Genomic DNA, 24550 nt, shown 5'->3' on the forward strand with positions numbered 1-24550 from the left:
ATTTATAAAAAATAACCGTAGCAATTTGCTACGGTTATCGTTTTGTATTTGCTCGTTCTTTTCGTTCCCAAAGGCTTAAATGCATGTATGGATCGAAAGCCCATTCTGTATAGCCATTGTCTTTATACATGCCGAAATGTAAGTGGGGCGGGAATTTTCCAGCTGTACCAGGAGGACCGTAGCCGGTACTACCGACAAATCCGATTACTTTTCCTGGTTCGACAATTTGTCCGAGCTGTATTTCTTTAGAGAACCCGCCTAAATGAGCGTAATAGTGGTAATTATTATGAAGGTCACGAATACCAATGCGCCATCCACCAAGACGATTCCATCCTTTTGTTTCAATAACGCCAAAGCAAGTTGATCGTACTGGTACGCCATATCCAGCAAAAATATCGGTTCCTTCATGAATCCTCCTGCCGCCAAAGCTTCTACCAGCACCGAAAGTACTACGATAGCTATGGTCACTGCGAATCGGGAGAGGGAAAGCATTGCCTTCTAAATTAATGCGTCCATAATGTTTATAAATTCGGGCGTATTCTGTAATTAATTCAACTGTTTTTGCACGTCTATAATATTCCCAAAGCATAATGTTAACACGGTCTTCCGACGTTCCTTGTTTCTTTAAAATAGTTGCTGCTGTATGCAGAAGATCACGGTCGTTATTTGCATTTGCAAATCCATCTTTGTCACCATCTAAACCCATTCCGCCAAATAGAGAAATTGTATGGGGGAGAGTATCATTACTATTCACAGGTCCAGCCCATATTTCAGGTTTGAAATAAAGGGAAATGATGGCATCTGGTTTTTTCGGAATATCTTTTCTTACGCTCCGTATGTTTCTTTCGTATTGATCCATTGCGGCTAAGTAATACCACGGAATACCGGAAGATTGCTCAGTTTCTTTATATAGTGCCATGCGCTTTTCATATATGCTTTGCTGATTATCTTCACCGTAAGCGATGTTTTGGTGGAGAAGAAAGCAAATCGAAAGCAAAAGAGAAATTTTTCGAAGCATGAAATAGACTCCTTTCACAACATCACTCTTTTTAGTGTGGGATATACGGAGTATTTCATTATAGGGAACGATTGGAAAAAATCTTAGAATCTTCATTTGAGCAAATCGCTTTCATACGTTAGAATAGATATGTTACATTGAAAGAAGCGAACACGGTAAACTATTTCATATTGTGCGGAGTTGATAACCATGACAAAACAAACAGAGTATAAGCGCAAGCCCGAATGGTTGAAAATTAAGTTAAACACGAATGAAAACTATACAGGCTTAAAGAAAATGATGCGTTCTAAGAATCTTCATACAGTTTGTGAAGAGGCGAAATGTCCGAATATTCATGAATGCTGGGCTGTAAGGAAAACAGCAACATTTATGATCTTAGGTGCGGTTTGTACACGTGCTTGTCGTTTTTGTGCGGTTAAAACAGGCTTACCAACTGAGCTTGATTTACAAGAACCAGAACGCGTAGCAGATTCTGTAGTACAAATGGGCTTAAAGCACGTTGTTATAACAGCGGTTGCACGTGATGATTTAAAGGACGGCGGAGCAGCTGTTTTTGCTGAAACAGTACGCGCTGTACGTCGTGAAAATCCATTCACGTCTATCGAAGTATTACCATCTGATATGGGTGGGGTAGAAGAAAACTTAAAAATGTTAATGGATGCAAAACCAGATATTTTGAACCATAACATTGAAACAGTACGTCGATTATCTAACCGAGTTCGCGCTAGAGCAAAATATGACCGTTCATTAGAGTTTTTACGTCGAGCAAAAGAAATGCAGCCTGATATTCCAACTAAATCGAGCATTATGCTGGGCTTAGGTGAAACGAGAGAAGATTTAATTGAAGCAATGGATGACTTACGTGCAAACAATGTGGATATTTTAACTCTTGGACAATACCTACAACCATCTAAGAAGCATTTACCAGTTATTAAATATTATCCACCAGCAGAATTTGCAGAGCTAAAAGAAATTGCACTTAGCAAAGGATTTAGCCACTGTGAAGCTGGTCCACTTGTACGTTCTTCTTATCATGCGGACGAGCAAGTACGTTCTGCAAAAGAAAAAGTAGCAGAAGCGAAATAATGAAAAAAGAGAGCTAATCATTAGCTCTCTTTTTTCTTATACTCTAAAACTTTATTTTGACATGTGGATAAAATCTTTTTTAATTCCTCTGTGGATAATTCAATTGTAAATTCAGGTACACCAGGTGTAATTAAAATTTTATCGTAAGTATAAATTGAACTGTCCACAATAATCGTTACATCTTGTGAATAACCGAAAGGAGCTACACATCCAGGAGTGCAACCAGTTTCTTCTCTTAGCTCATTAGGAGAACAGAGAGATAAGCTCTCTCCTGTTATGTCCTTCATCTCTCCTCGGTTGAGGCGAGTGCCTTCTAACGTAAAGAATACGTAATGCTCCCCGGATTTTGATTTTAAAAATAAGCTTTTACTTGGAGTGCCTTGCAAACCAAGTCTTTCACGAACGATACGATCTGTTTCATAGTCAAGTACTGGTTCGTGTTCAAACTTTTCATAAGAAGCATTTGTTTTATGTAGTAAAGAAAGTACGTCTTCGTACATATGGAATGATACCCCTCTCTATTGTTAATACAGTCTCTTCTCGTGGCGTCAACTGAGTGTTTTGGAAAGGGATACTATTTGGACGATGCTTCCCATAATCGTTTTATGAAACTTTGTTCATCGATTGTAATTTCGTAAACATCAGGATTCGTTAAAGTTCTCCATTCACTAAAGCCGATCGTACGATCAAAGTGCTTTAAAATGAGCGTAAGTAAGTTTCCATGTGTAACGAGTAGTGTTGTAGTATGGTTTAACTTTAAAACGTCTTGGATAAGCGATATAGCACGGTCCGTTGCTTGTTTTGTTGACTCTCCGCCTGAAAAGGCAATATCTATGTTTGTAAAAGTAGATTCTAGTTTTTGCATCCAATCATCCATCGGAACGTTGCTTAATATACGTTCAGCTAATCGTTCATTCTCTTCGATAGATAGGTTAGCTTTGAGCGCATAGGGCCGAATGGAATCGATAGCTCGGACAAATGGGCTCGAAATAATATGATCTATTTGTAGCTGATTTTCTAAGAGGAATGCAGCAAGGGTGTTAGCTTGATCTTTTCCGGCAAACGTTAATTCGGCATCACGTTTTTGTCCAGTTGCGGAACAATGTCGTATTACAATAATTTTCTTCATAATTCATCCCCATCTTTCAAGTTGACGCTATATACTTCGACAAATGTGGAAATAATTCCTTTTTATTGGAAACGGAATAGTGATCTAAGTATGTGGAAAAGTAATGTGGATAATGAAAATTTGAGGTGCAATTATGAAAATAATGATATGCATTGTATTCAGTATTTGTTTTCTCGCGCAATTGTCCACAACATATGCACAATCAAATCAAAAATTAGACTATCCAAGCAATCGAAATAAATCGTTTGTGAATGAAAATCTATTTTATGAACAGTTAGATAAGAAGGTCTATAAGGAATACAAAAATGCTTCGTATAGTGTTCGAAAGAAAATTTTATGGAAAGAAGTACAAGATGCAGAATTTACCTTCCGACAAAAAACAGCTGTCGGCTGTCGTAGTAGAGTGGTGATTCAGGATTCGTTTGTTCATCCAGATCGCCAAGTTTATTTTTTTGGTTCCTTTTCTCAAGATGAAGTAGATGAGTTTCATAAGTACATCGTTATAGATGCGGAAACAAAGAGGGAACTACAAGGGGGAAAAGTTATCATCACTACGAAAATCCATATAAAAAATAACCCACCAACTGGTGGGTTATTTTTTATTCTGGCACACTTACTAATTTCTCTTTCATTTTACGAATAAGAATGAAACCACCAATCGCGAAGAGAAGAGTAATTCCTTCTGCAACAAAGATGTTAATTGTTTTTGTTTGGTAAAGTGCTGCGAAAAAGTCTACAAGTGCGTGGAATAGTATAGCGTATACGAGGAAAATGTATTTCTTCTGTTTTACTGCGTATACGACAAGCATTGTGAAGGCAATTTGCAATACAAGAGCCATAATTCTTTCCAAGCTGCCAAGGAAGTATAAATAAGCAGGTTGTTCTATTAACATATCCTTTACAAGATTTAATTGTGGTAGTTTTTCTGCCATTTGAGTGAAGCTACCATTGTTAATAGCATTAGCGAATATAAGTGTCTGCAATGCAGAGAATCCGCCAACTAAAATGGATTCAATCCCGCCATGACCAATTCCATAAGCGAAGCCATCTTTATATTCTAGATATTTTTTTAGTAGGAAGAAGAAGGCAACGAAGCGTCCTAATTCTTCAAAAATACCAGCAGTTAGTCCGCCATAAATTGCAAAGACATACGGATTTTCTAAAAATGGAGCGATTGCTGGATTACCACGCATAAATAGGTGGAACGGTGTTTCGAGAATTTGGGTAAATCCAATAAAGATAAGAACACCAACGCCGACCACTTTCCAATTAATATTATATTTTTTACGGAAATAAACGAGTACAATAATTGGGACCAGAACCGAAACAACGAGTTGAAATATGATGCTGGCAATTACAGTATTTGAAACCATACTTTCACCGCTTTCTAATATATGTACATATCTATTATGCATGAAATATGGGAGAGATGAAACTTTTAGAGATAAATGAATTTACTTATTGACTCTAACGTTGCGTCATACTTTATCGTATGTATTAAGGGGGAGATACGCATGACAATGAGGGTAAAAGAAGTAGCTAATTTAGTTGGGATTAGTGTGCGCACACTGCATCATTACGATGAAATTGGGTTGTTAACCCCAGATGAGACGACAGAGTCTGGATATCGTCTGTATTCCAATGGAAATTTAGAGACACTGCAGCAAATTTTATTTTTTAAAGAGCTAGGCTTCCCTTTGAAGAAGATTAAAGAAATTATCATGAGTCCATCATTTGATCATGAAGAAGCGCTACAGCTTCATAAGAAAATGCTTCTTGAAAAGCGTGCCAGGTTAGATAAGGTGATAGCGACGATTAATAAAACAATTCAGCATACAAAAGGAGAGATTGAAATGACGAATAAAGAGAAATTTGAAGGCTTCGATTTCAGCCATAATCCGTACGAAGAAGAAGCACGTGAACGATGGGGAGATGAGGCTGTAGATAAAGCGAATAAAACAGCGAAGGGGATGTCTAAAGAGAAACAGGAGGAGTTTAATAATATTTACAGAAATCTAGCAACACTTCGAAATGGAGCACCTGATTCTAAAGAGGCGCAATCCGCAATCGGGGTATGGTACGATTACTTGCAAAACTTTGGTGAATATTCATTAGAGGCCTTTAAGGGACTCGGTCAAATGTATGTTGCTGATGAGCGTTTTACGAAAAATATTGATAAGTTTGGTGAAGGTTTAGCGCAGTTTATGTGTGATGCGATGGAGGTTTATGCGGATCGTAAGAAATAGTAAAAAGGTGGAGGTTTTCTCCACCTTTTTATTTTTTAATCATGTCATTTAAAGTTTGATCCCCCGTATTGTTCAAATGAGGATTATCGCTCATTTCACGTTTTAACATATCAAGACTTTGTTCATATTCTTTATCGTTTAAGCTACCAGATTGAAGACCTTGAATTTGAGAAATCAACTTTTGGTTTGTTGATACATATGCTTTATAATAGCGAGGAACGATGGACAAAGCAGTTTTATATACTTGATCTGTTACGAGTTTTGGATCCGTTGTGTTTGCACGGTATACAACGAACACTTCGTCGTCGGTAACGAGTGTAGCGGCATTGGTGACGTCAGGAAGTTTGACTGTCATGCTTGTAATCATTTCAGCGACTTTCTCACGGTTAATGGCGCCTACTTGTTTGTTAGATACTTCATGTTTTTGTTTAGATGAATAGCCCACCCTTGTGAGCCGTGTATTTGTATTTTCCGTATGATACATGTCGTTTTTGTTGGAAACAAGAACACGACTTCCTTCTTCACGCTCCATTTCGGCTTTATTAGTTGATTGGCAACCCACAAATAAGGAAAGAGTGAGAAGAGAGAGTATAATTTGTTTTTTCACGATGTAGCACCTCCTTCTCCATAGCATGCACTAATTTTCAATTTTTTGTATTTGAAATTGTTGGTTGTTATGCTTTGTGATACGATAAAAAGAAGAATGCTTAGAGAGGAAGTTCATAATGGAGCAAAAGCAAGAGATTCATACTACGGTGAGCGTTAATAATGTTCAGTACGAAGTGATTAAAAACTTTCGTGACGGTTTTAGTGAAGAAGCACTTAAAGAGCGCTATGCAGAAATTTTAAATAAATATGATTATATCGTTGGAGACTGGGGTTATGAGCAACTTAGATTGCGCGGATTCTTTGATGATAGTAATCAACGTTCGACATATGATACGAAAATTAGTACTTTATCAGAGTATTTATACGAGTACTGTAACTTCGGTTGTGCACACTTTGTATTGCGAAAAGTGAAGAAATGAAAAAATCCTCTTACGATTGTAAGAGGATTTTTTCATAGTAATTATGAGGAGACTGTTTACATTACATCTAAGTCATTCAATAAATCAATCGTACCTTTTCTCACCTTTAACATGAGAGTCCACCTTACAAACAAATTGAAATGTAATCACCTTCAGAAAGAGTTTTGTTTGGTTTCATTTGTTGTCCGTTCAATTGGATATGCCCATTTTTAATTTTATCCACAATGAGTGCACGGCTCCAATCTGAAATATATGTGGATAACACTTTATCAATCCGGTGGGAACCGAAAACTATGTCTAATACGATCGTTATTTCGGCTATACCACTTTCTTTGTATTGTGTAATGGAAATGGTAGTACTTGTTTCCGTTTGTTCTTGCTGAGTCATCTCGACAGTTTCGACGTGATCAGTAAATGATTTATAAATATGAAGTTTTTGATTCCACGTATGATCTTTCGGACATTTATAAATTGCAAATCGGTATATGTTCTTTCCGTTTGCGTTATGCCTGCGAATGTTCGTGTCGGTAAAAAGGGTAGTACGCCTGCAATTTTTACAATATTTTTCGATTGTTGCTAGTTCGTTTTCATATAAACTCCAAGAAAGTTGTACTTTCTGCATTTTCCTTCACCTCTTATATTAGTGGTAAAGGAACGTAATACAGCTATTTGGATGTCTTCTAGTATGAAGACATAAGAAGTAGACAAAAATAAAAAGAGGTTCCCCCAAGAGGAACCTCCGTAAACATCATACTACAGATGCGTTACGTTCCTTCGTAATGGGAATGGGCAGACTACTCCCTTGAAAAAGCACGGTGCTTTTTTGAGAGTAATGCTATCCAATTGCTGATCCATTACAAAGTAAATGTTGGCATACGCAGATAACGTCCTTTCTATCCAAATAGATTTGTTCATAAGTATAACACATAAGATTGAAAATTCAAAATATTAATTGTAAAAAAACACCAGCTAACATAGCTGGTGCTCCAGATAAATTATATAAGTTCAAATAAAAATGAGCGTAATTCTTCTGCATTTTCTTCAGACATCGAAAATGCATGCTCTAAGTAGCCTTGTTCGTTTAAATCGTCAGGACCGATGATAGCAAATTTGTTGCTTTGCATATCAAGGACTATCGTTTTACCGTAATGACGATCGGAGTATAAAAGCGCTAAATCATGACGCTCATTTTCCCCCAAAAAGCTAACGAAACGAGTTTTTGTAGCGACTGTATCGTCGTACAGAAAGAAACGTTCTTCCATACACATGGCTCCTTTATTAAATATCTAAGTTTAAGTGTGGTTTATGATCTAAATGGTGATGCGTTTTAATGAAACGTACTGTTCTTGTTTTGTAACGCATTACGATAGAATATGTTTCAGCTAAATCTCCGCCAAGGAATTTCACGCCGTCTAATAATTCACCAGCAGATACACCTGTTGCTGAGAAGATTGCATCATCACCAGATACTAAGTCATCTAACATAAGAAGTTGACGAGGATCTTCTAATCCCATTTCACGACAACGAGCTTCTTCTTCTTCGTTCATTGGAACTAAGCGAGCTTGCATTTCACCTTCAAGGCATTTTAATGCTGCTGCAGAAATAACGCCTTCTGGAGCTCCGCCAACACCTACGAATAAGTCGATACCTGTTCCAGGTAAAGCTGTTGCGATTGATGCACCAACATCTCCATCACCAAATAGTTTTACGCGTGCACCTTTTGCACGAACACGGTCAATAATATCTTGATGACGTTCACGTTCTTGGATGATAACCGTTAGGTCACGAATTTTTTTATTGTTTGCTTCTGCTACAATATCAATTGTTTTTTCAATTGGATCATCTAAGCTAATTTTACCAGCTGCTTTTGGACCAACCGCGATTTTTTCCATGTACATATCCGGAGCATGAAGAAGGTTTCCTTTATCTGCGATTGCGATAACTGCCATTGCATTTGCAAGGCCTTTCGCAACGATGTTTGTACCTTCTAACGGGTCAACGGCGATATCTACTTCTGGACCGTTACCTGTTCCTAGTTCTTCACCAATATACAACATCGGTGCTTCATCAAGTTCTCCTTCACCGATTACAACTGTACCTGCCATGTTTACTGAATCGAACATATCACGCATAGCTGTAGTTGCTGCATCATCTGCTTCGTTTTTCTTTCCGCGGCCCATCCACTGTGCGGATGCTAAGGCTGCTGCTTCTGTTACACGGACAATTTCTAGTGCGAGTTCACGTTCCAAGGTTGCATTCCTCCAATTTCAAAAATCATACAAATATAACTATAACAAATAACGAGGAAAAGGTGAATTCGAAAAATTGTCGATTTTTTCAGAAGAAAGCGTTACAATTAAAATGTAAATGCTTTAATTTCCAGGTAGGTGACATTCATGTACTTCGTAGACAGAAAGAAAATAGAACAAATGCTAGTATGTTTAGAACGAGCAACAAATACATTTCAAGAGAAAAAGACATATGAAACAGAGTTTGAATTTTATGCATTAGAGCGCATAGCCCATCTTATTATCGATTGTATATTAGATGTAGGGAATGCGATGATTGATGGATTTATTATGCGCGATCCAGGAAGTTACGAAGATATTATTGATATTTTAATGGACGAGAGAGTTATAAGTGGAGAAGAGGGAGCGCATATTAAAGAAATTATTCTTCTTCGAAAAATGCTTACGCAAGATTATATTCAAATGAATCATGATGAATTATATAAGACGATTCAAAAAAATATCGCAGTGGTAGAGAAATACCCAGCAAATATTCGTAGTTATTTAGAAAAGGAATTAGGACCTGTATCTGCATTTGTACCAGAATAATTATGCTTATAAGATCCCCGGGGATTCCTTTGGGGATCTTATATTGTATATGAGAGAGAAAAGGGAGAAGGGTGAAATATGGGGGAAGCACGTACTACGAAAGAAGAGATTGTACAATTATTGAAGGTAAAGGGTGAGCATACTGTAGCAGAATTAGCCGAAGCTTTAGAAATTACAGAGATGGCGATTCGTCGACATTTAAGTAAACTAGAAAATGATGAGCTAATTTATTCAAAGATGGTAAGGCAGCATGTTGGACGCCCAACATATTTGTATGGACTAAGTCAAAAGGGAGAAGATACATTCCCGAAAGAATATAAGCAGTTTGCTATTGATATGCTAGAAGATTTAGCTCGAATGGGCGATGAAAAAATGCTGCGTCACGTCTTGCAAGCGAGAACGAAACGAATGGAAGAACAGTTGCAAAAGAGGATAAGTAATCAAAGCAATTTAGCGTATAAAGTTCAAGAAGTAGCTGCTATGCAAGAGAGAAACGGTTATATGGTTCAAATAAAGCGAGATGGGGAGCATTCTTTCATATTTGAAAAGCAAAACTGTCCGTTAAAGGAAATTGCAGAGAGATTCCCGCAAGTGTGTGAAGATGAAAAAGATATGTATAAGCGGTTATTTGCAGATGCAAATGTGAAGACGTTAGCAAACATGTGTGAGGGAGATTGTAATTGTTCGTACCAAATAAAAGAGAAAAAATGAACGTTATGGGACGCTTTAGGGTAAAGCGTTTTTTTCTTTTGAAAAAGGGGTTAATATAAGAGTGGTATGATAGATATGAACGTTAGCATAGAAGGAGAGGCATAATAATGTATAAAGGTTATTTAATTGATTTAGACGGTACGATGTATCGCGGTGAAGAACAAATTGAAGAAGCAAGCGACTTCGTAAAAGCGTTAGGAGAGCGCGGTATTCCATATTTATTCGTTACAAATAACTCAACTCGTAAACCAGAACAAGTTGCAGAAAAGCTTGTTCGTTTCGATATTCCAGCGAAAGCGGAGCAAGTATTCACAACGAGTATGGCTACAGCGAACTTTATTTATGAGCGCAAACAAGATGCAACTGTATATATGATTGGTGAAGAGGGATTACACGCTGCACTTGTGGAAAAAGGCTTTGAACTTGTGGATGAAAATCCTGATTTCGTTGTTGTTGGTTTAGATCGTGATATCACATATGAAAAATTAGCAAAAGCATGTCTTGCTGTGCGTAACGGTGCAACGTTTATTTCAACAAATGGGGATATTGCAATTCCAACTGAGCGCGGATTATTACCAGGTAACGGTTCATTAACATCAGTTGTTGCAGTATCAACAGGTGTGGACCCAATCTTTATTGGTAAACCAGAATCAATCATTATGGAACAAGCGTTAAAAGTGCTTGGCATAGGAAAAGAAGAAGCTTTAATGGTTGGGGATAACTACGATACAGATATTTTAGCGGGGATAAATGCTAGTATGCATACCCTTCTTGTCCACACTGGAGTAACAACTGTGGACAAGTTAACAGAATATGAAGTACAACCGACGCAAGTTGTGCACAACTTGACGGAGTGGATTGAGAAGATGTAATGAAAGGCAGGTAACCGGAAGAGGTTGCCTGTTTTTTTATGCACAATTGCATATGTACTATAGGGATTTAAAATGTAAAATTTATATGTAATGATGTGAAGGGGGAAAATAAGAGTGTACTGGATGTCATGTATTATGTTTATTTTTACATTATGTGTTTTATTCTTTGTTCTATGGAAGATATATAAAATAAATGAAATGAAAAAAAGCGCGGGAAAGCTTATTGCAGCATATCCTCGGGTGAAACGACGTTGGATTGCCTTACTTGGACCAGCGTACTTTATCGGACAATGTATGTATATATATGCTCAATACGTAAGTGGTGATATTGGTACATTTGAACAGTTTCTCATTCAGTCAGGTAGTTATGCTGTAGCAAGTTGTTTTATGACTTTAATAGCTATCCATCTTATTAAAAGTGTACAAATATATGAAAAAGGTGTAATAGACGGATTGAACTTTTATTCATACGAAGAATTAAAAGGCTATAAAACATCAACATGGGAAAATCCAAAAGAAAATATATTTTTATATCGTGGGCGAGAAAAAATGAATGACAATGTAAATTTACTTATTAGACAGGAAGATATGAATGAATTAGAAAGCATTCTTCAAAGATATATTCCGAAATTGATGATGAAATAAAAAACTCCGGTTGTTATAACCGGAGTTTTTTATTAAAATACGCGATTCACTACTTCTTTAACTTCTTCAAGATATTGTTTACGCACAGCATTATCCACAGAAGGAACACTTGTATAGAATGTATGCTCAAGTGTTTCAATGCCCGTAAATTCAAAAATACCAGCATCAGTTGTTTTTTTCATTGCATCAAACATCCCGCCTGCTGTGTATACTTCTTTCGAATTTCCCATCGTAGATAATAACAATCCTTTTTTACTGCTTAATAACTTTTCAATGCCATTCTCACCGTAAGCATAAGCGAAGCCGTGACTAAATACACGATCAACGTATCCTTTTAAAATAGCAGGAAGACCCGCCCACCAAACTGGATAAATGAATGTAATATTATCAGCCCAAGAGATATGCTCTTGTTCTTCTTTAATATCTTCTGGTGTGTTTCCTTGGGAAAATGAGATGAAATCGGAAGCACCTAATACTGGATTGAAGTTTAATTCGTATAAATCACGAACGCGTACTTCATGACCTTTTCCTTCTAATTCACTTTTTACAGTTTCTAAAATTGCATGGTTGAAGCTTTCTGTATTCGGGTGTGCATAAACGATCACATGTTTCATTGTTCTTCCTCCTAATTGTGGATATGTGAATAGTTTTTATATATCCGTGTAACTATTATGGTTACTTCCGTTGCGAGAGTCAACTTTTCTGACGTGAGAAATAAAGTGAAATTTTAATCGGTGGGGGGTGTCCATCCCGCACTGATTATTTGCTCACACTAATCGGGCACTTACTGCCGGTTAATATAAATGTTAGTATGTGACAAAAAAATACAAAATAGTAGGGATTTTGCATTTTTGAATAGAATATATAGATTGGTATATAGAGAGAAAAGGGGATATCGGGATGAATATTATTGAAATTGAAGGGTTAGAAAAATCGTTTGATATTGGGGATAGTAAAGTAAAGATCTTAAAAGATATTAATCTTCAAATTCAAAAAGGTGACTTTGTTTGTATTATGGGGGCAAGTGGATCGGGTAAAACGACTTTACTTCAGCTGTTAGGTGGATTAGATATTCCATCGGTAGGTAGTATTCGAGTTGATGGTACGGAGATTTCAACATTAAAAGAAAAAGAGCTCGCTTTATTTAGAAGGCATAAAATCGGTTTTATTTTTCAGCAGTTTAATTTAATTCCAGTGTTTAATGCGGAGGAAAATGTAGGGTTGCCTTTACTATTAGATAATGTTTCGCAAAAGAAGGCAACGGTGACAGCAAATCGTTTATTAGAGCTCGTTGGATTGAAAGGAAAAGAAAAGCATTTACCAGCACAGTTATCAGGTGGGCAACAGCAAAGGGTTGCGATAGCAAGAGCTTTTGCAAATGAGCCGGCTATTATATTAGCAGATGAGCCAACAGGGGCGTTAGATTCAGAAAACAGCAAAAATATTATCGCGGCACTTCGCAATGCATGTGATGAATTAGGGCAAACAGCTGTCATTGTAACGCACGATCCGTTCGTAGCGGCCCATGCTGATAAAGTCGTTTTCTTATTAGATGGTGAGGTGATTCATGAGCATACTGAAAGTAAAGGGTGGAAATTTCGAAATATCCCGCAACAAGTTACTCAAATTCAAGAGATTATGAATCGTCACTTTAAAGTAGGAGGTAAAGGTGATGCGATGGGTAATTAAGTATGCGGTAAAATCGATGAAACAAAATTGGTTGCGAAATATGTTGATTGCCCTCGGTGCAGCTTTAGGTGTTATGTTAGCGACGATGTTATTACTAGGTAATCAATCAGTAGAGCAAAGTGTGAAGGAACAAGTAGTAAGTCGGTATGGAGATTATAATTTACAATTTGGCTATATAAAAAATGACATGTATTTAAATAATGAAAGTTTAAAAGGAATATATGGCTTAGAAAATGCTGAAAAAATATCAAAAGCACTTATACCGTATCCTTTTCCACATTATAAAGAACTATCGGGAAAGCCATCTTATTGGGGTGTTGAGCAAGATTCTCCAGAAATGCATTCTTATAAAATATTAGAAGGACGATATCCGAAAGAAGGTGCTGAAGTAGCACTGACAAAAGGGTATACAGATCGTGAAAATATACGTGCAGGAGATACGATTAAACTGCCATTCCCGCAGCATGGTGAAAAGGCTGTGAAAGTTGTCGGCATTTTAAATCCACCGTTAATGGCGTCAATGGGGCATAGTGCTTATTTTCCAATCCATTGGCTTCAAAAAGAATTAAATTTACCAAATCAATTCAATCTTGTTCAAGTGAAAGTACAAGATGTAAATGTGAAAAAAGCAATTGCTTTTGATGTACATAAAAAGATTGAAAATATAAAGGTGGACCAACGTACTTATGTAGATAAGGCATTTGAACGACTAAATGTAATGAAGCCATTAATTTTTAGTTTAGGTGGTATTGCCTTATTTGTTGTAGCCCTTTTAATAATGGGAAGTTTCTTCTTATCTGTCAGAAGTCGATTTAAGCAATGGGCATTATTACGTGCACTTGGTAGTAATCCAAATCAAATTATATTAGTCGTTTTATTAGAGGCTTTATGTATTGGGGCAATCGGATCGCTAGCAGGAGTTATTCTTGGAGCGGGTACGCAAACAATCGCCGCATCATTCATTAATAAATGGGTGAATATTGAGGGGGCAGGGAAAGCATCATTCTCGATTTCAGGTGAGATTTTACTCATTACTTTTTTATTAGGGATTGTTATGTCTATCATAGGGGCCATTATACCAGCTTTTATGGTTAGAAAGATTCCACCAGTTCAAGCACTTCGCCCAGGTCTTCCTAGTAATGAGAAAAAAGAAAAGAGATGGAGTGCTTTTAGCCTTAGCATTTTAATCATTGGTACTGTTATTGGACTAGCAGGTAACGTATTAGAGCAGTATATCGGTTTTAATCCAAGTGCGATAGGAGCGCTGTTATTTGCAGTTGGTTTGTTATTTGCGATTCCGTTATTTATTCGGATGATAGCACCAGTGATTGCAAAACCACTTCAAATGATATTACGAATTGAAACGACGATTAGCAGCCGGAATGTAATCCGTTATCGGAATAAGGCAGCTGTATCGGTTGCTATACTAGCATTTGGTTTTATGTTAGCACTTGTTGGCACGATGTATGTAAATTCTATGTATGAAGGTATGAAAAAAGGATTACAAAAACATTTACCAGCAGATTTAGTAATAAGAATTCCAGTAGAGTCACAAGGAATAGAAACATTACCGTTTAGTTGGATGGAGAAGGTAAAAAAAATTGATGGTGTGGAATCAAGTGTTGGGAATGCTACTGACTTTACAGCAAAGCTTGTGAATTATGACTTTAAACAAGCGAATCAAGAATGGTATGAATTTGCGAAAAAAAACAATTTGAACTACGATTCAATGGAAGTTGTCGGTAACGATATTGTAGCGTACCAGAAAGTAACAAAGGCGAAAGTGATTGCAGGGCAAACTTTAAGTAAGCCGTTACAAGATGGTGAGGGAGTCATTACGAAGGAAGTGGCTGAAAATTTAGGACTTCAGTTGCATGATACGATTGAAGTACAAGGAAAAGGGAAAGAAAAACAAACGATTAAAGTCGTTTCGATTATTGAGCAAGGATTAAGGTTAAGAGGGTTAGATATTTTTGTAAATGAACAATGGGCTCGCGATAAGTTTCACGTACAAGGATATGAAGCGATTCAAATTATGACAAATTCTAAACAATCATTTGAAGCGATTAAGAAGCAAGTAAAAGAAATTACAAATAATAAAGAGAATGTAGAAGTTATAAACAGTTATGATTTATTGAAAGAACAAGAACAGTTATTATCGCAAATGATGATGTTAATTCGCTTGTTAGTTGTAATTGTTTTCATTATTTCTGGTATAGGTTTAATGAATGCGATTGTCTCAAGTTTACATGAAAGACGTGCTGAAATTAGTATGATTCGTGCGGTAGGAGCTATTCCGAAGCAAATGAGACGGATTGTTTTATTAGAGGGCACTTTACTTGGAGCGATAGCTGGTTGTATTGGGGTTTTAGGTGGGATTGTATTTAGTTATATTGTGTTATCAAGCTTAGAGTTAACGGTTATTATCATTCCGTATAATCAAGTTTTAATATTGGCACTAGCTAGCATTATACTCGGAGCAGGAGCAGCAATGATTGCTTCATTACAATTAAGAAAGTTTAAATTGAGTGATACTTTAAAGGAGTTATCAGCATAAAAGATTACTATATCCCGCTCATACAAAGTACAAAGAAGACGAATAAAATGATAACAATACCAATGCCAAAGTTAAATACAAGAGTACTATCCATATATGTAACCTCCTTGTTTGAAAGTAAAAAGCACTCTGGCTGGAGTGCTTTTTATTATCCGAATCTGTCGCAACGAACGCTGCAACGTATAGAAAGGGAATAATGGGTTTAAGAGTTATATTAATTTATGCATTAATTTTGTAAATGAGCAGGTCCTGCTCAGGTATAGAAAAAAGACACTCTTTCGAGTGTCTTTCATGATGACAAAACGTGCCAATTGCTTGGGTTTGATAAGACGTTAATTTTCCGGTTAACAGTCTTTCTTAATCAAGAAGTGTAACAACAGCGATTCAAATAAATTTTAGCATTTTTTAAAGGGGTGTGCGTATGTAACTATGCATATTACGATTAGAGGAGAATCAAGTTTGGAAAATGAATGAGTAAATACATATAGATTAGTAGAGTATTTGATAAGGAGCGAGATGAATGGATATACATAAGTTAACAGAAGAAGAAGCGAAAGAAATAAATACGTGGAAGTATGAAAATCCCTATACGTTATATAGCTTTTCGGGAGATGCTGAAGTAATAGAAGAGTTGCTAGATGGGACGTATTACGGTTGTTGCGGAGAGAATGGAGAATTCATCGGCTATTTTTGTTTTGGAGAAAATGCACAAGTGCCAGGGGGAAGAGATGCTAATTTATATAGGGGAGAAGATGTAGTAGATATTGGGCTTGGAATGAAGCCGGAGTTAACAGGAAAAGGGATGGGGGAAATATTTTTTCAAGCGGGAATAGCATTTGCTACTGAGGAATTGAATTCGAAAATGTTTCGACTGAGTGTAGCGACATTCAATAAGAGAGCGATTAGGCTGTATAAAAACATTGGATTTCAAGTAGGACCTCTTTTTTTGAGCCGTGGAAGAGAGTTCATGCTTATGGAATATGAAAGGCCGTCAGTGTGAAACTGACGGCCTAGATACGTTATTCCGAATGCTCAGCACGGTGCGCTAAACGACTTGAAGCAGCGGCAGCGATTCCGCCAACGATATCATCAAGGAATGTGTGAACTTTTCCAGTTGATTTATCATTTAAGTATTCTAAAATACCTGGCTTTAATTTATCGATATATCCAAAGTTCGTGAAACCGATAGAACCGTACACGTTAACGATTGAAAGTGCGATGACTTCATCGATTCCATATAGTCCTTCATCGCGTTTTACGATATCTTGTAACGGTTGACTTAATAGTCCTTTTTCAGCGAGGACATCAAGTTCAATGCCTGTAATAAGTGCGTTTTGTACTTCTCGTTTGGATAGTACACGCTCAACGTTATAGCGACATTCTGACATCTCTAAATTTGCATGGTATTTCTTTTGAAGAAAATGAACAAGATCAGCAATATCGTCAATTGTTACACCGCGTTCTTGTAATAGTTGTAATGCTCTTTCTTGTAGTTGATTTGAGTCTTTCATGTTTATCACCTTTTTTTCTTTTTAGTATTTGTATACGTTTCGTTGCTTTATCATGTGCATAGGAATGAAAGGCGAGCACAAGCTCATATATATAAAGAAAAACCATAGGTGGCGACTGCGATGATTCAGCATATTTATGAGCATTATCACATGCATGTTAAAGAATTAATCCCCCTTGGCCCCTATAAAAGCTTTTGGATTCGCAACAAAATTTATGTACTTGTTCCAATTGGAGAAATGGAGGAAGAAGTACTTGTAGAGATGAAAAAGCTCAGTGATTATATGAACCAGCAAGGGGATATAACTGTTTCGACTTTCGTTCCGACTATACACGGCTACTATGTAAGTGAGATAGAAGAAAAAAATTACTGCTTATTAAAAGGTATGCGTATGTTAGAGCGACATGCTACATCATTAGGAAGTGAGCTTTCTATATTCCATAAACGTGGCGCATTCTTTCCAGAAGAAGTTGAGCAATTAAGCCGCATTGGTGAATGGAAAGCATTATGGGAAAAAAGGCTCGACCAATTAGAAAGGTTTTGGCAATCGCAAGTGATGAACCATCCTTCAGACGTATTCGATCAATTGTTTATTGAATCCTTCCCGTATTACTTAGGAGTTGCAGAAAATGCAATTCAATATGTTGTCGATACAGAAATGGACGATACACCACAAATAACTGACGCAGCAACAATTTGCCAAGAACGATTTACACCTTTATTATGGCAGCAAACGAAGCGTTTAAAACTTCCTTTTGATTGGGTATATGATCACCCAAGTAGAGATATAGCAGAATGTATTCGCTATATGATGATAGAAAAAAAGAAAGATTGGGAGCAAACGGTAGTTCAATTCATTACAGATTATGAACGTAATTATTCGCTCTCTTCATTTGGTTGGCGCTTATTATTCGCAAGGCTTCTGTTCCCGCTTCACTACTTTGAAACGATTGAACGATATTATCAAACAGGAAACGAAGAACAAAAAGGCATATATAGAGCCCGTTTAGAAATCATTTTACATGATGTGAAGCGCACTGAGCAATTTATGAATCATTTTTACGAGTCATTTCGTTTACCTGTTGATAAGTTAGGCATTAGGAAATTAGATTGGCTGTCTTAAAATGAAAAAAGAGACCGGGTGAGGTCTCTTTTTTATATCACAATTGTATGTAATACATTATGCCCCTACCTGTTGATCTGCACATATATTTAAAATGAATTGATGTCTTTCGATTTTTTCATTTACTTTACTCAATAATTCTTGCTGGATTTCTTTAAATAAAAATTGATAACTTGCATTCCATGTTGGTATAACGGATGAAAGGTCTAATAAATACTCTTTTTTCTTTTCTAGTTCTTGAATTGTTAAGAAAGTGTTCCCCATTCTTGGCATGTGTCGTCCCCCTATGTTTTTTTCTGTATATGTGTGAACGATTCTATAGTATTAATTATCGCACTTTTTGAGAAGGATTTCCAATTTTGTTTTATGATGTTAAAGGGGAAGTGTTATTTGAATAAAAAAAGAGACCCATTTGGGTCTCTTTCTAGGAAGCGATTCTGAACGAGCCGCTTCTGCTTTTAGATAATGTCTAGCTCCAGCGGCTAGAACAGTCGGCCATTTCGCGCCTTCCTGTGAGGCAAAAAGCGCCTCTATGTCAGAAGCTCCATCCTCCTCACATTTTGAACGAGCCGCTTCCGCTTTTAGATGTTATCTAGCTCTGGTGGCTAGCTCTTCGTGTCTAAGAACCTTCCGCATAAGAAGGCAAAAAGCGCCTTCTATGCGAAAGAACCTTAGCCAGTCAGAGCTGAACGAGCCACCGCCGCTTTTAAATTAAAATACTTGTTCTACTTCAATAACGCCTGGTACTTCTTCAAGTAATGCGCGTTCGATACCAGCTTTTAGTGTGATTGTAGAACTTGGGCAGCTTCCGCATGCACCCATAAGGCGTAATTTTACGATACCTTCTTCAATGTCTACTAATTCAACGTCTCCGCCATCGCGAAGTAAGAATGGACGTAATTTATCTAATACCTCTAGTACTTGTTCTTGCATATGTGGGTTTTCCATTTTTATCGACTCCTTTCATCAGTTTTATTATAATCAAGATAGAGGGGAAAATCTATTTTTTCTCTTCTTGTTTTATTGTCAAAATATTATATCGTGTGTACAACGTGTTTTTTCAGTATAGGGGTATGGAATAAGTTTGTAAAATGATGTGCTTATGTACTAAGACATCTGAATATACTGTTAGGGCAAGAAGTGGGGGAGAAGAAATGGTTAATGTGCAAGTGTATGGGACGAAAGTGATTTGTGCGAGTTGCGTCGGAATGCCATCTTCAACAGAAACGTTTGAGTGGTTACAAGCGGCGATTGGTCGTAAATATGAAGGACAAGAAAATAAATTTAATTTCGAGTATATTGATTTTCAAGAAGAACAAGAAGATGAAGATAAAAAAGCATTCGCAGAGCGCGTAGTAGAAGAAGATTTATTTTATCCAGTCGTTCTTGTGAATGGAGAGATTGTTGGAGAAGGAAATCCTCGTTTGAAGGATGTTTACGAAGAAATCGAGAAATATTTATAAAGCAGGGAGTCTTTGCGAATTTGCAAAGGCTTTTTTTAATGGAGGGGTAGATGTGGAGAATGGAATAAAACAAGTTTTACCAGAAGAAGTAAAGCAATTAATGGAGCAGTACATAGTAGAATTAAAAGAAATTTTTTCGGATGAAAAAATAGTCGGGGTATATATTTACGGATCAATCGCGCTAGGAGCATTTCATATAGAAACGAGCGATGTTGACTTTGTTACGGTAATAAGTGATTCCGTGAATGAAGCTGAAAAACAACAAATTATAGAACTGCATAAAAAAATTAGTAAAAGTACGTTAGGTAAAAGAATGGATGGTATGTATATTCCGCTTGCTGACTTAGGGAAATACAATCATGAAATGAATGAGTACGTATATTGTGCAGATGGTAAGGCTGATATTGGTCATTGGGATATTAACGCGGTAACATGGTGGACATTGAAAAATCAAGGTATTACAGTTACCGGGAAAGAAGCAGAAGACCTTCCTCTCCAAATACAATGGGACCATGTAGTAAATACAATGAAATACAACGTAGAACAGTACTGGAGTGAAAAAGCGAAGAGACCCTATTTATTTTTTATAGAAGAATGGGTGGAATCAGCAGTCGTTACGATGGGACGCATTTTATATACGTTAGATCATAAAACAATCGTTTCAAAAGATAGAGGATTGCAATATTTATTAGAACGTTCAGCGAAAGAATGGGAGCCTTTATTGAAAGAGGTAGAGCGAATGCGGCATAATCCAGAAGAAAAGAAAAAGTTCTCTCGTTGGAGACGGGCTGATATGACGAAAAGGTATTTGCTGTGTTTGATTGAGGAGTGCAGGGAGAAGTGGTAGGTGAATAGTAAAAGCATCCTTCATATAAAGGATGCTTTTACTATTTTTATATAATGAAAAAGTACTTTGCAAGGAATGAGAAGTCGAAAGATAATCTAAAATATGGATAGTTTCATGTGAAACATTATGCAATAGACTGTTCTTTTTGATGTTTATCCCGCATTAACGGGCAGTAAGACTCTCACTTCAAAATTCGGCTGGAGCAAAGAAGTTAGATGGGAGATCAACTGCCCGTAAAAGCCCGATTGGTGAAGGCTAATAATCAGTGGTGGATGAACAAAACCCCCACTGATTAAAGTTTCACTTTATAATGAAATCTTGCACTATTGCGCACTCCTTTAGAGATAGGTTTACTCTTCATCTTCATCTTCATCATAATCGTACGTAGTTAAGTTTTGTAAGAAACTTTCAAAGTTGGGTGCTAATTCAATAATTTCCTCAAACGCATTATCGATAAATATAACTGGAGGGTTTTCGGCTACGTTTCGATAGTCTAGTGCAATCCACGTATGTCCGTCACCAGATAAAAGCACGATATTCTCAGGCATGTCCCATTCCTGAATTAAATAATGGCTCTCTAAAATACTAGACTCATTTTCATCAAAAGAAATGCCATATAATCCAGAAACATTAACGTGATCGTCTGCCCAAGAATTTGGCTCTGAAGTAGGGTGAGCATCTAATCGAAGAGTTCCTCCGTTTTGTTCTTTTAGAAGATTTATGTACGATTCTGGGAGCTTTACGTTTAGTACTTCTTCTGCTTTTTTTATTAGTTCGTCGTTAATAGGTGCTAATTTTAAATAGTCATCTTCTGCCCAAAGTGTAGTCTTCATATTTGGTCACCTCAAATAATAGTTTTATAAACTTTATTTTGTATATTATAGTTAATTAAAAAATTGCGCAATAGAGGGGGAAGATATTATGATTAACCACAATAAAATTAAACAACTGTTAGCATATATAGATCGCGCTGAGGATAATGAAATTGAGTTAGAGTGTGAATTTGAACCTATGACAATCGAATTATTTAATAGTGAAGAAATAGAAGAAGGACAACTTGGTTATAGCTTTGATGAGGGAGGGCAAAGCTTAGTCGGAAATGAAGAGGGAGATTGGAAAGACGGGTGGATTGTAATTGGGATAGATTCGTATCTCGGAGACCCGATCTTTGTAGATAGTAATGATGAGAATTGTCCGGTTTATACAGCTATGCATGGTGAGGGAGATTGGGAGCCAGAATGTATAGCTAAGCGTATAGAAGATGTTATTGAGAAAGTGAAGGGTAATGTGGGATAGTTGTGTAAGTGGAAATATGTTTGAAATAGTAGAGAGCTAATTTGTGAAGTCTCTTAAGTCGAGATTTTAGGCTAGGTCATATTACAATAGTAGTTTAATAGGAGAAGGGTGTGTCAAAATGATTTTGATACATCCTTTTTTGCGAATATACAAGATGTTTAACATAGTGTATTAAATGTCTTATATATGAGTATTCTAATATATTTAATAGTAAAATGGAATATAGAATGGATAATTGTCGGAATGTATTCGATTTTTGTTCATTTTTATGAAATATAACTATTTTTTGTTAGATTCCTTCTTTTTATAGATATACAATAAAGTTATATAGAAATAAGAGAAGGATGATGTACGTGAAGGACACTGTTTTACAAGAAACAATTTCTCCGCAAGAATTACATAAAGTTGTTCAAAAGAATACAGCTTATTATGACTTTAAATGGGGCAAAGTAGAAAACCCAGCGCAAGGGAATACGTGGAATTGGGTAGCCTTTTTCGTTCCAACTTTTTGGTTAGCTTATCGTAAAATGTATAAGTTGTTTATTATACTTACATTATTATCGGTACCTAGTGTACTTGTAGCCCCTTTTATAGACATTCCGGATGGGATTTTTTTATCAATTAGTTTAGCTTTTCAATTAGTAATGATGATATTTACTGGATGGCAAGGAAACCGTTTATATTATAAGCACGCTGTTCGTATTTTACATAAAGCAGAAGATACGCTTGATCATGAGAAGGCGTATTACTTACAATCAAAGGGCGGCGCTAGTTTTGCTGGTATGATTGGTTTACAAGTTATAGTAGGGATAGTATTTGGTGTAGCCACGTTCGGACTCTCCTTGTTACCAACTGAGCCGAATATAAAAAATGTTGTTCGTTCAAGTGATGAAGGATTTACTTTAGAGGTTATGAATGATAATCCAACTTGGAAGTTTGTAAAGAAAGAAAAGGATTATGACGTAGTAGAGTTTACTGGTTATGATTATGAAGAGAAGAAAAATATAAAAATTAAATTTGCTGTTTATTTTAGTGAAGACTATTTTGAATGGCAAGAAGTATATGAGAATAATAAGAAGTTAAGTGAAGAAGAGTTAGAAGAATATCAATTTTACATTGAAGAGAATAGTTGGAGTTTCTAGAGAGAGCTCGTTCATTTTGAAAAGAAGAATCTTGTGAGGGTTCTTCTTTTTATATATTAGAAAAGTAAATAATATTAGGAGGAAAAGAGAGTATGATGGATGTACATTTTTATGATTGGGCTAAGAAACGTCCTAAAAAACATTATAATCGATTACATGAAATGAGAATTTTTGAATTGATTTTTTCAAAGGAATTAAGTAAGTGGGATCTTGGATTAGAAAATGTAGAAAATATTGATATCTACTGTCTAGCAAATCCTAATAAAGATATTTCTTATGAACTACATGAGGTCCTAGGGGAGATTTGTATATCCGTGCCTTATGATTATATGCAATTTTTAAATTTGGAATCAGTTGAGGAGAAGTATAAGCATTTTTGTGAGTTGGTTTACCTCTATGTCGTGCCAGCTATTGAAAAGTATTCAAAAATATCATTAGAAATGATTAAAGAGTATGTGAATGAAGCGCTTCAAGAAATAGAGAAAGAGAATTACGAGATTGTGTTTTTAGTGGATAAAACACCGAAGAAGAGCCCAAGTCGAAAGAAAACGGCTATATTAAAAGGAATTCATCGTTCGGAAGGATTTCAGCTAATGTGTGAAGTGTATAACGATAAAGGGCTAAGAGTAGTAAATAAATTACTCGTAGAAGAAGTAGGGAATGCAGTAGTCTATTCTAGATTTTTAGGCAAACTAAAATGGGAAAATGAGCACTTAATAGTAGTGAAATCCAAGACAAGCAGCTGGATGGAAGAAGTACATGTCGAATAAGCTAATTAACGAAAAATGTGAACACAAAACACCATACGAATTGAAATTTTGTAAAATACAATAAAAAATGAGAATTCCAGGTAGACTTGTCAATAACGTAAGACTATGGCACTATAAAGAAATGCTATACAAATTTTATTTATCGAGATGTAAAAATTCGATTTGATTTTTACGTATAAATAATGAACGGAGGAAATGAATTTATGGCTACTTTACCAAATTGTCCAAAATGTAATTCAGAATATACGTATGAGGATGGCGCTCTTTTCGTATGTCCAGAATGTGCCCATGAGTGGGGTCAAGAAGCGGAAGCTGAAAGTAATGATGGTGCAAAAGTTGTAAAAGATGCGAACGGAAACGTTCTTCAAGATGGCGATGCTGTTACTGTAATTAAAGATTTAAAAGTAAAAGGAACTTCTTCAGTTGTAAAGATTGGTACGAAAGTAAAGAGTATCCGTCTAGTTGAGGGAGATCACGATATTGATTGCAAAATCGACGGTTTCGGAGCTATGAAGTTAAAATCACAGTTCGTTAAGAAAGCGTAAGATTAGCAAAGAAAAAAGACGCTCTGTAAGTAACT

30 protein-coding genes and 1 pseudogene are annotated in these 24550 nt (G+C 36.3%); 18 read left to right on the plus strand and 13 right to left on the minus strand.

Features of this window, described 5'->3' with window-relative positions:
* Window positions 1-34: 34 nt before the first annotated feature.
* Window positions 35-1018, minus strand: a complete 984-nt coding sequence (locus JFU54_RS06935) for a M23 family metallopeptidase (protein ID WP_063218099.1) — start codon at window positions 1016-1018, stop codon at window positions 35-37.
* Between the two features lie 189 nt (window positions 1019-1207).
* Between JFU54_RS06935 and lipA the strand changes: the two genes are divergently transcribed.
* Window positions 1208-2104: a lipoyl synthase gene (lipA, locus tag JFU54_RS06940; RefSeq protein WP_002015922.1), complete on the plus strand. Its 897-nt coding sequence runs from the start codon at window positions 1208-1210 to the stop codon at window positions 2102-2104.
* A gap of 20 nt (window positions 2105-2124) precedes the next feature.
* Here the strand turns inward: lipA and JFU54_RS06945 are convergent, their stop codons facing one another.
* A complete protein-coding gene (locus JFU54_RS06945; protein ID WP_063218101.1) occupies window positions 2125-2604 on the minus strand; it encodes a YbaK/EbsC family protein in 480 nt (159 codons plus the stop codon).
* A gap of 74 nt (window positions 2605-2678) precedes the next feature.
* The gene (locus tag JFU54_RS06950) at window positions 2679-3233 is read right to left on the minus strand and encodes a histidine phosphatase family protein (RefSeq protein WP_201064058.1); all 555 of its coding nucleotides are present in this window, start codon (window positions 3231-3233) and stop codon (window positions 2679-2681) included.
* A gap of 133 nt (window positions 3234-3366) precedes the next feature.
* Here JFU54_RS06950 and JFU54_RS06955 point away from each other — a divergent pair.
* Window positions 3367-3809, plus strand: a pseudogene (locus JFU54_RS06955) (hypothetical protein).
* Between the two features lie 23 nt (window positions 3810-3832).
* On the opposite strand, the gene JFU54_RS06960 reads toward JFU54_RS06955, so the two are convergent.
* Window positions 3833-4648 carry a YhfC family intramembrane metalloprotease gene (locus JFU54_RS06960; RefSeq protein ID WP_201064060.1) on the minus strand — a complete coding sequence of 272 codons (816 nt, stop codon included), beginning with the start codon at window positions 4646-4648 and terminating at the stop codon, window positions 3833-3835.
* 99 nt (window positions 4649-4747) lie between these two features.
* Between JFU54_RS06960 and JFU54_RS06965 the strand changes: the two genes are divergently transcribed.
* The gene (locus tag JFU54_RS06965) at window positions 4748-5479 is read left to right on the plus strand and encodes a MerR family transcriptional regulator (RefSeq protein ID WP_201064062.1); all 732 of its coding nucleotides are present in this window, start codon (window positions 4748-4750) and stop codon (window positions 5477-5479) included.
* Between the two features lie 28 nt (window positions 5480-5507).
* On the opposite strand, the gene JFU54_RS06970 is transcribed toward JFU54_RS06965, so the two are convergent.
* Window positions 5508-6086 carry a YhcN/YlaJ family sporulation lipoprotein gene (locus tag JFU54_RS06970; RefSeq protein ID WP_002129737.1) on the minus strand — a complete coding sequence of 193 codons (579 nt, stop codon included), beginning with the start codon at window positions 6084-6086 and terminating at the stop codon, window positions 5508-5510.
* A gap of 118 nt (window positions 6087-6204) precedes the next feature.
* Here JFU54_RS06970 and JFU54_RS06975 point away from each other — a divergent pair, with 118 nt between their 5' ends.
* Window positions 6205-6507 carry a YutD family protein gene (locus JFU54_RS06975; protein WP_002015914.1) on the plus strand — a complete coding sequence of 101 codons (303 nt, stop codon included), beginning with the start codon at window positions 6205-6207 and terminating at the stop codon, window positions 6505-6507.
* 124 nt (window positions 6508-6631) lie between these two features.
* Here the strand turns inward: JFU54_RS06975 and JFU54_RS06980 are convergent, their stop codons facing one another.
* The 3 genes from JFU54_RS06980 to glpX form a co-directional block, all read right to left on the minus strand.
* Window positions 6632-7129: a hypothetical protein gene (locus JFU54_RS06980; RefSeq protein ID WP_002129735.1), complete on the minus strand. Its 498-nt coding sequence runs from the start codon at window positions 7127-7129 to the stop codon at window positions 6632-6634.
* A 373-nt stretch (window positions 7130-7502) separates the two neighbouring features.
* On the minus strand, window positions 7503-7769 hold the full coding sequence (locus JFU54_RS06985; RefSeq protein ID WP_002034592.1) for a DUF3055 domain-containing protein: 267 nt from the start codon (window positions 7767-7769) through the stop codon (window positions 7503-7505).
* 16 nt (window positions 7770-7785) lie between these two features.
* Window positions 7786-8757 carry a class II fructose-bisphosphatase gene (gene glpX / locus JFU54_RS06990; protein WP_002015911.1) on the minus strand — a complete coding sequence of 324 codons (972 nt, stop codon included), beginning with the start codon at window positions 8755-8757 and terminating at the stop codon, window positions 7786-7788.
* 147 nt (window positions 8758-8904) lie between these two features.
* Between glpX and JFU54_RS06995 the strand changes: the two genes are divergently transcribed.
* From JFU54_RS06995 to JFU54_RS07010, 4 genes are all read left to right on the plus strand, one after another.
* Entirely contained in the window at window positions 8905-9345 is a 441-nt protein-coding gene (locus JFU54_RS06995) for a DUF86 domain-containing protein (RefSeq protein WP_002145069.1), read from the plus strand.
* Window positions 9346-9423: 78 nt separating this feature from the next.
* Window positions 9424-10056, plus strand: coding sequence for a helix-turn-helix transcriptional regulator (locus JFU54_RS07000; protein ID WP_050001066.1), 633 nt, complete (start codon window positions 9424-9426; stop codon window positions 10054-10056).
* Window positions 10057-10163: 107 nt separating this feature from the next.
* Window positions 10164-10928, plus strand: a complete 765-nt coding sequence (locus JFU54_RS07005; protein WP_002015908.1) for a TIGR01457 family HAD-type hydrolase — start codon at window positions 10164-10166, stop codon at window positions 10926-10928.
* Window positions 10929-11042: 114 nt separating this feature from the next.
* Entirely contained in the window at window positions 11043-11573 is a 531-nt protein-coding gene (locus JFU54_RS07010; RefSeq protein WP_016096610.1) for a hypothetical protein, read from the plus strand.
* A gap of 32 nt (window positions 11574-11605) precedes the next feature.
* On the opposite strand, the gene JFU54_RS07015 is transcribed toward JFU54_RS07010, so the two are convergent.
* Entirely contained in the window at window positions 11606-12187 is a 582-nt protein-coding gene (locus JFU54_RS07015) for an NAD(P)H-dependent oxidoreductase (RefSeq protein ID WP_002167447.1), read from the minus strand.
* Window positions 12188-12473: 286 nt separating this feature from the next.
* Here JFU54_RS07015 and JFU54_RS07020 point away from each other — a divergent pair, with 286 nt between their 5' ends.
* From JFU54_RS07020 to JFU54_RS07030, 3 genes are all read left to right on the plus strand, one after another.
* Entirely contained in the window at window positions 12474-13262 is a 789-nt protein-coding gene (locus tag JFU54_RS07020) for an ABC transporter ATP-binding protein (RefSeq protein ID WP_002167448.1), read from the plus strand.
* The gene (locus JFU54_RS07025; protein WP_201064064.1) at window positions 13246-15819 is read left to right on the plus strand and encodes an FtsX-like permease family protein; all 2574 of its coding nucleotides are present in this window, start codon (window positions 13246-13248) and stop codon (window positions 15817-15819) included. Before JFU54_RS07020 ends, JFU54_RS07025 begins: the two co-directional genes overlap by 17 nt.
* A 520-nt stretch (window positions 15820-16339) precedes the next feature.
* Window positions 16340-16819, plus strand: coding sequence for a GNAT family N-acetyltransferase (locus JFU54_RS07030; protein ID WP_002015903.1), 480 nt, complete (start codon window positions 16340-16342; stop codon window positions 16817-16819).
* Window positions 16820-16838: 19 nt separating this feature from the next.
* Here the strand turns inward: JFU54_RS07030 and JFU54_RS07035 are convergent, their stop codons facing one another.
* A complete protein-coding gene (locus tag JFU54_RS07035; protein WP_078179370.1) occupies window positions 16839-17330 on the minus strand; it encodes a phosphatidylglycerophosphatase A family protein in 492 nt (163 codons plus the stop codon).
* Window positions 17331-17450: 120 nt separating this feature from the next.
* On the opposite strand from JFU54_RS07035, the gene yutH reads away from it, so the two are divergent.
* A complete protein-coding gene (gene yutH / locus JFU54_RS07040; RefSeq protein ID WP_002089339.1) occupies window positions 17451-18452 on the plus strand; it encodes a spore coat putative kinase YutH in 1002 nt (333 codons plus the stop codon).
* A gap of 57 nt (window positions 18453-18509) precedes the next feature.
* Here yutH and JFU54_RS07045 read toward each other — a convergent pair whose 3' ends face one another.
* Window positions 18510-18725, minus strand: a complete 216-nt coding sequence (locus tag JFU54_RS07045) for a hypothetical protein (RefSeq protein WP_001137788.1) — start codon at window positions 18723-18725, stop codon at window positions 18510-18512.
* A gap of 438 nt (window positions 18726-19163) precedes the next feature.
* On the minus strand, window positions 19164-19400 hold the full coding sequence (locus JFU54_RS07050; protein WP_000431159.1) for a NifU family protein: 237 nt from the start codon (window positions 19398-19400) through the stop codon (window positions 19164-19166).
* A 206-nt stretch (window positions 19401-19606) separates the two neighbouring features.
* Here JFU54_RS07050 and JFU54_RS07055 point away from each other — a divergent pair, with 206 nt between their 5' ends.
* Together JFU54_RS07055 and JFU54_RS07060 are read left to right on the plus strand one after the other, a co-directional pair.
* Window positions 19607-19915, plus strand: a complete 309-nt coding sequence (locus JFU54_RS07055) for a YuzD family protein (RefSeq protein WP_000248590.1) — start codon at window positions 19607-19609, stop codon at window positions 19913-19915.
* Between the two features lie 52 nt (window positions 19916-19967).
* Complete coding sequence (locus JFU54_RS07060; protein ID WP_201064065.1) at window positions 19968-20762, plus strand: nucleotidyltransferase domain-containing protein; 795 nt, start codon at window positions 19968-19970, stop codon at window positions 20760-20762.
* Between the two features lie 350 nt (window positions 20763-21112).
* Here JFU54_RS07060 and JFU54_RS07065 read toward each other — a convergent pair whose 3' ends face one another.
* Window positions 21113-21595, minus strand: a complete 483-nt coding sequence (locus JFU54_RS07065) for an SMI1/KNR4 family protein (RefSeq protein ID WP_201064066.1) — start codon at window positions 21593-21595, stop codon at window positions 21113-21115.
* Between the two features lie 88 nt (window positions 21596-21683).
* On the opposite strand from JFU54_RS07065, the gene JFU54_RS07070 reads away from it, so the two are divergent.
* From JFU54_RS07070 to phnA, 4 genes are all read left to right on the plus strand, one after another.
* Window positions 21684-22058, plus strand: coding sequence for a hypothetical protein (locus tag JFU54_RS07070; RefSeq protein WP_063218117.1), 375 nt, complete (start codon window positions 21684-21686; stop codon window positions 22056-22058).
* Between the two features lie 347 nt (window positions 22059-22405).
* The gene (locus tag JFU54_RS07075; RefSeq protein WP_201064067.1) at window positions 22406-23200 is read left to right on the plus strand and encodes a DUF2628 domain-containing protein; all 795 of its coding nucleotides are present in this window, start codon (window positions 22406-22408) and stop codon (window positions 23198-23200) included.
* Window positions 23201-23292: 92 nt separating this feature from the next.
* Window positions 23293-23970, plus strand: a complete 678-nt coding sequence (locus JFU54_RS07080) for a hypothetical protein (RefSeq protein ID WP_063218119.1) — start codon at window positions 23293-23295, stop codon at window positions 23968-23970.
* 203 nt (window positions 23971-24173) lie between these two features.
* Window positions 24174-24515, plus strand: a complete 342-nt coding sequence (gene phnA / locus JFU54_RS07085; RefSeq protein WP_002089332.1) for an alkylphosphonate utilization operon protein PhnA — start codon at window positions 24174-24176, stop codon at window positions 24513-24515.
* The last annotated feature ends 35 nt before the right edge of the window (window positions 24516-24550 follow it).

This window comes from Bacillus sp. TH19 (assembly GCF_016651075.1).
GTDB classification, from domain to species: domain Bacteria; phylum Bacillota; class Bacilli; order Bacillales; family Bacillaceae_G; genus Bacillus_A; species Bacillus_A mycoides.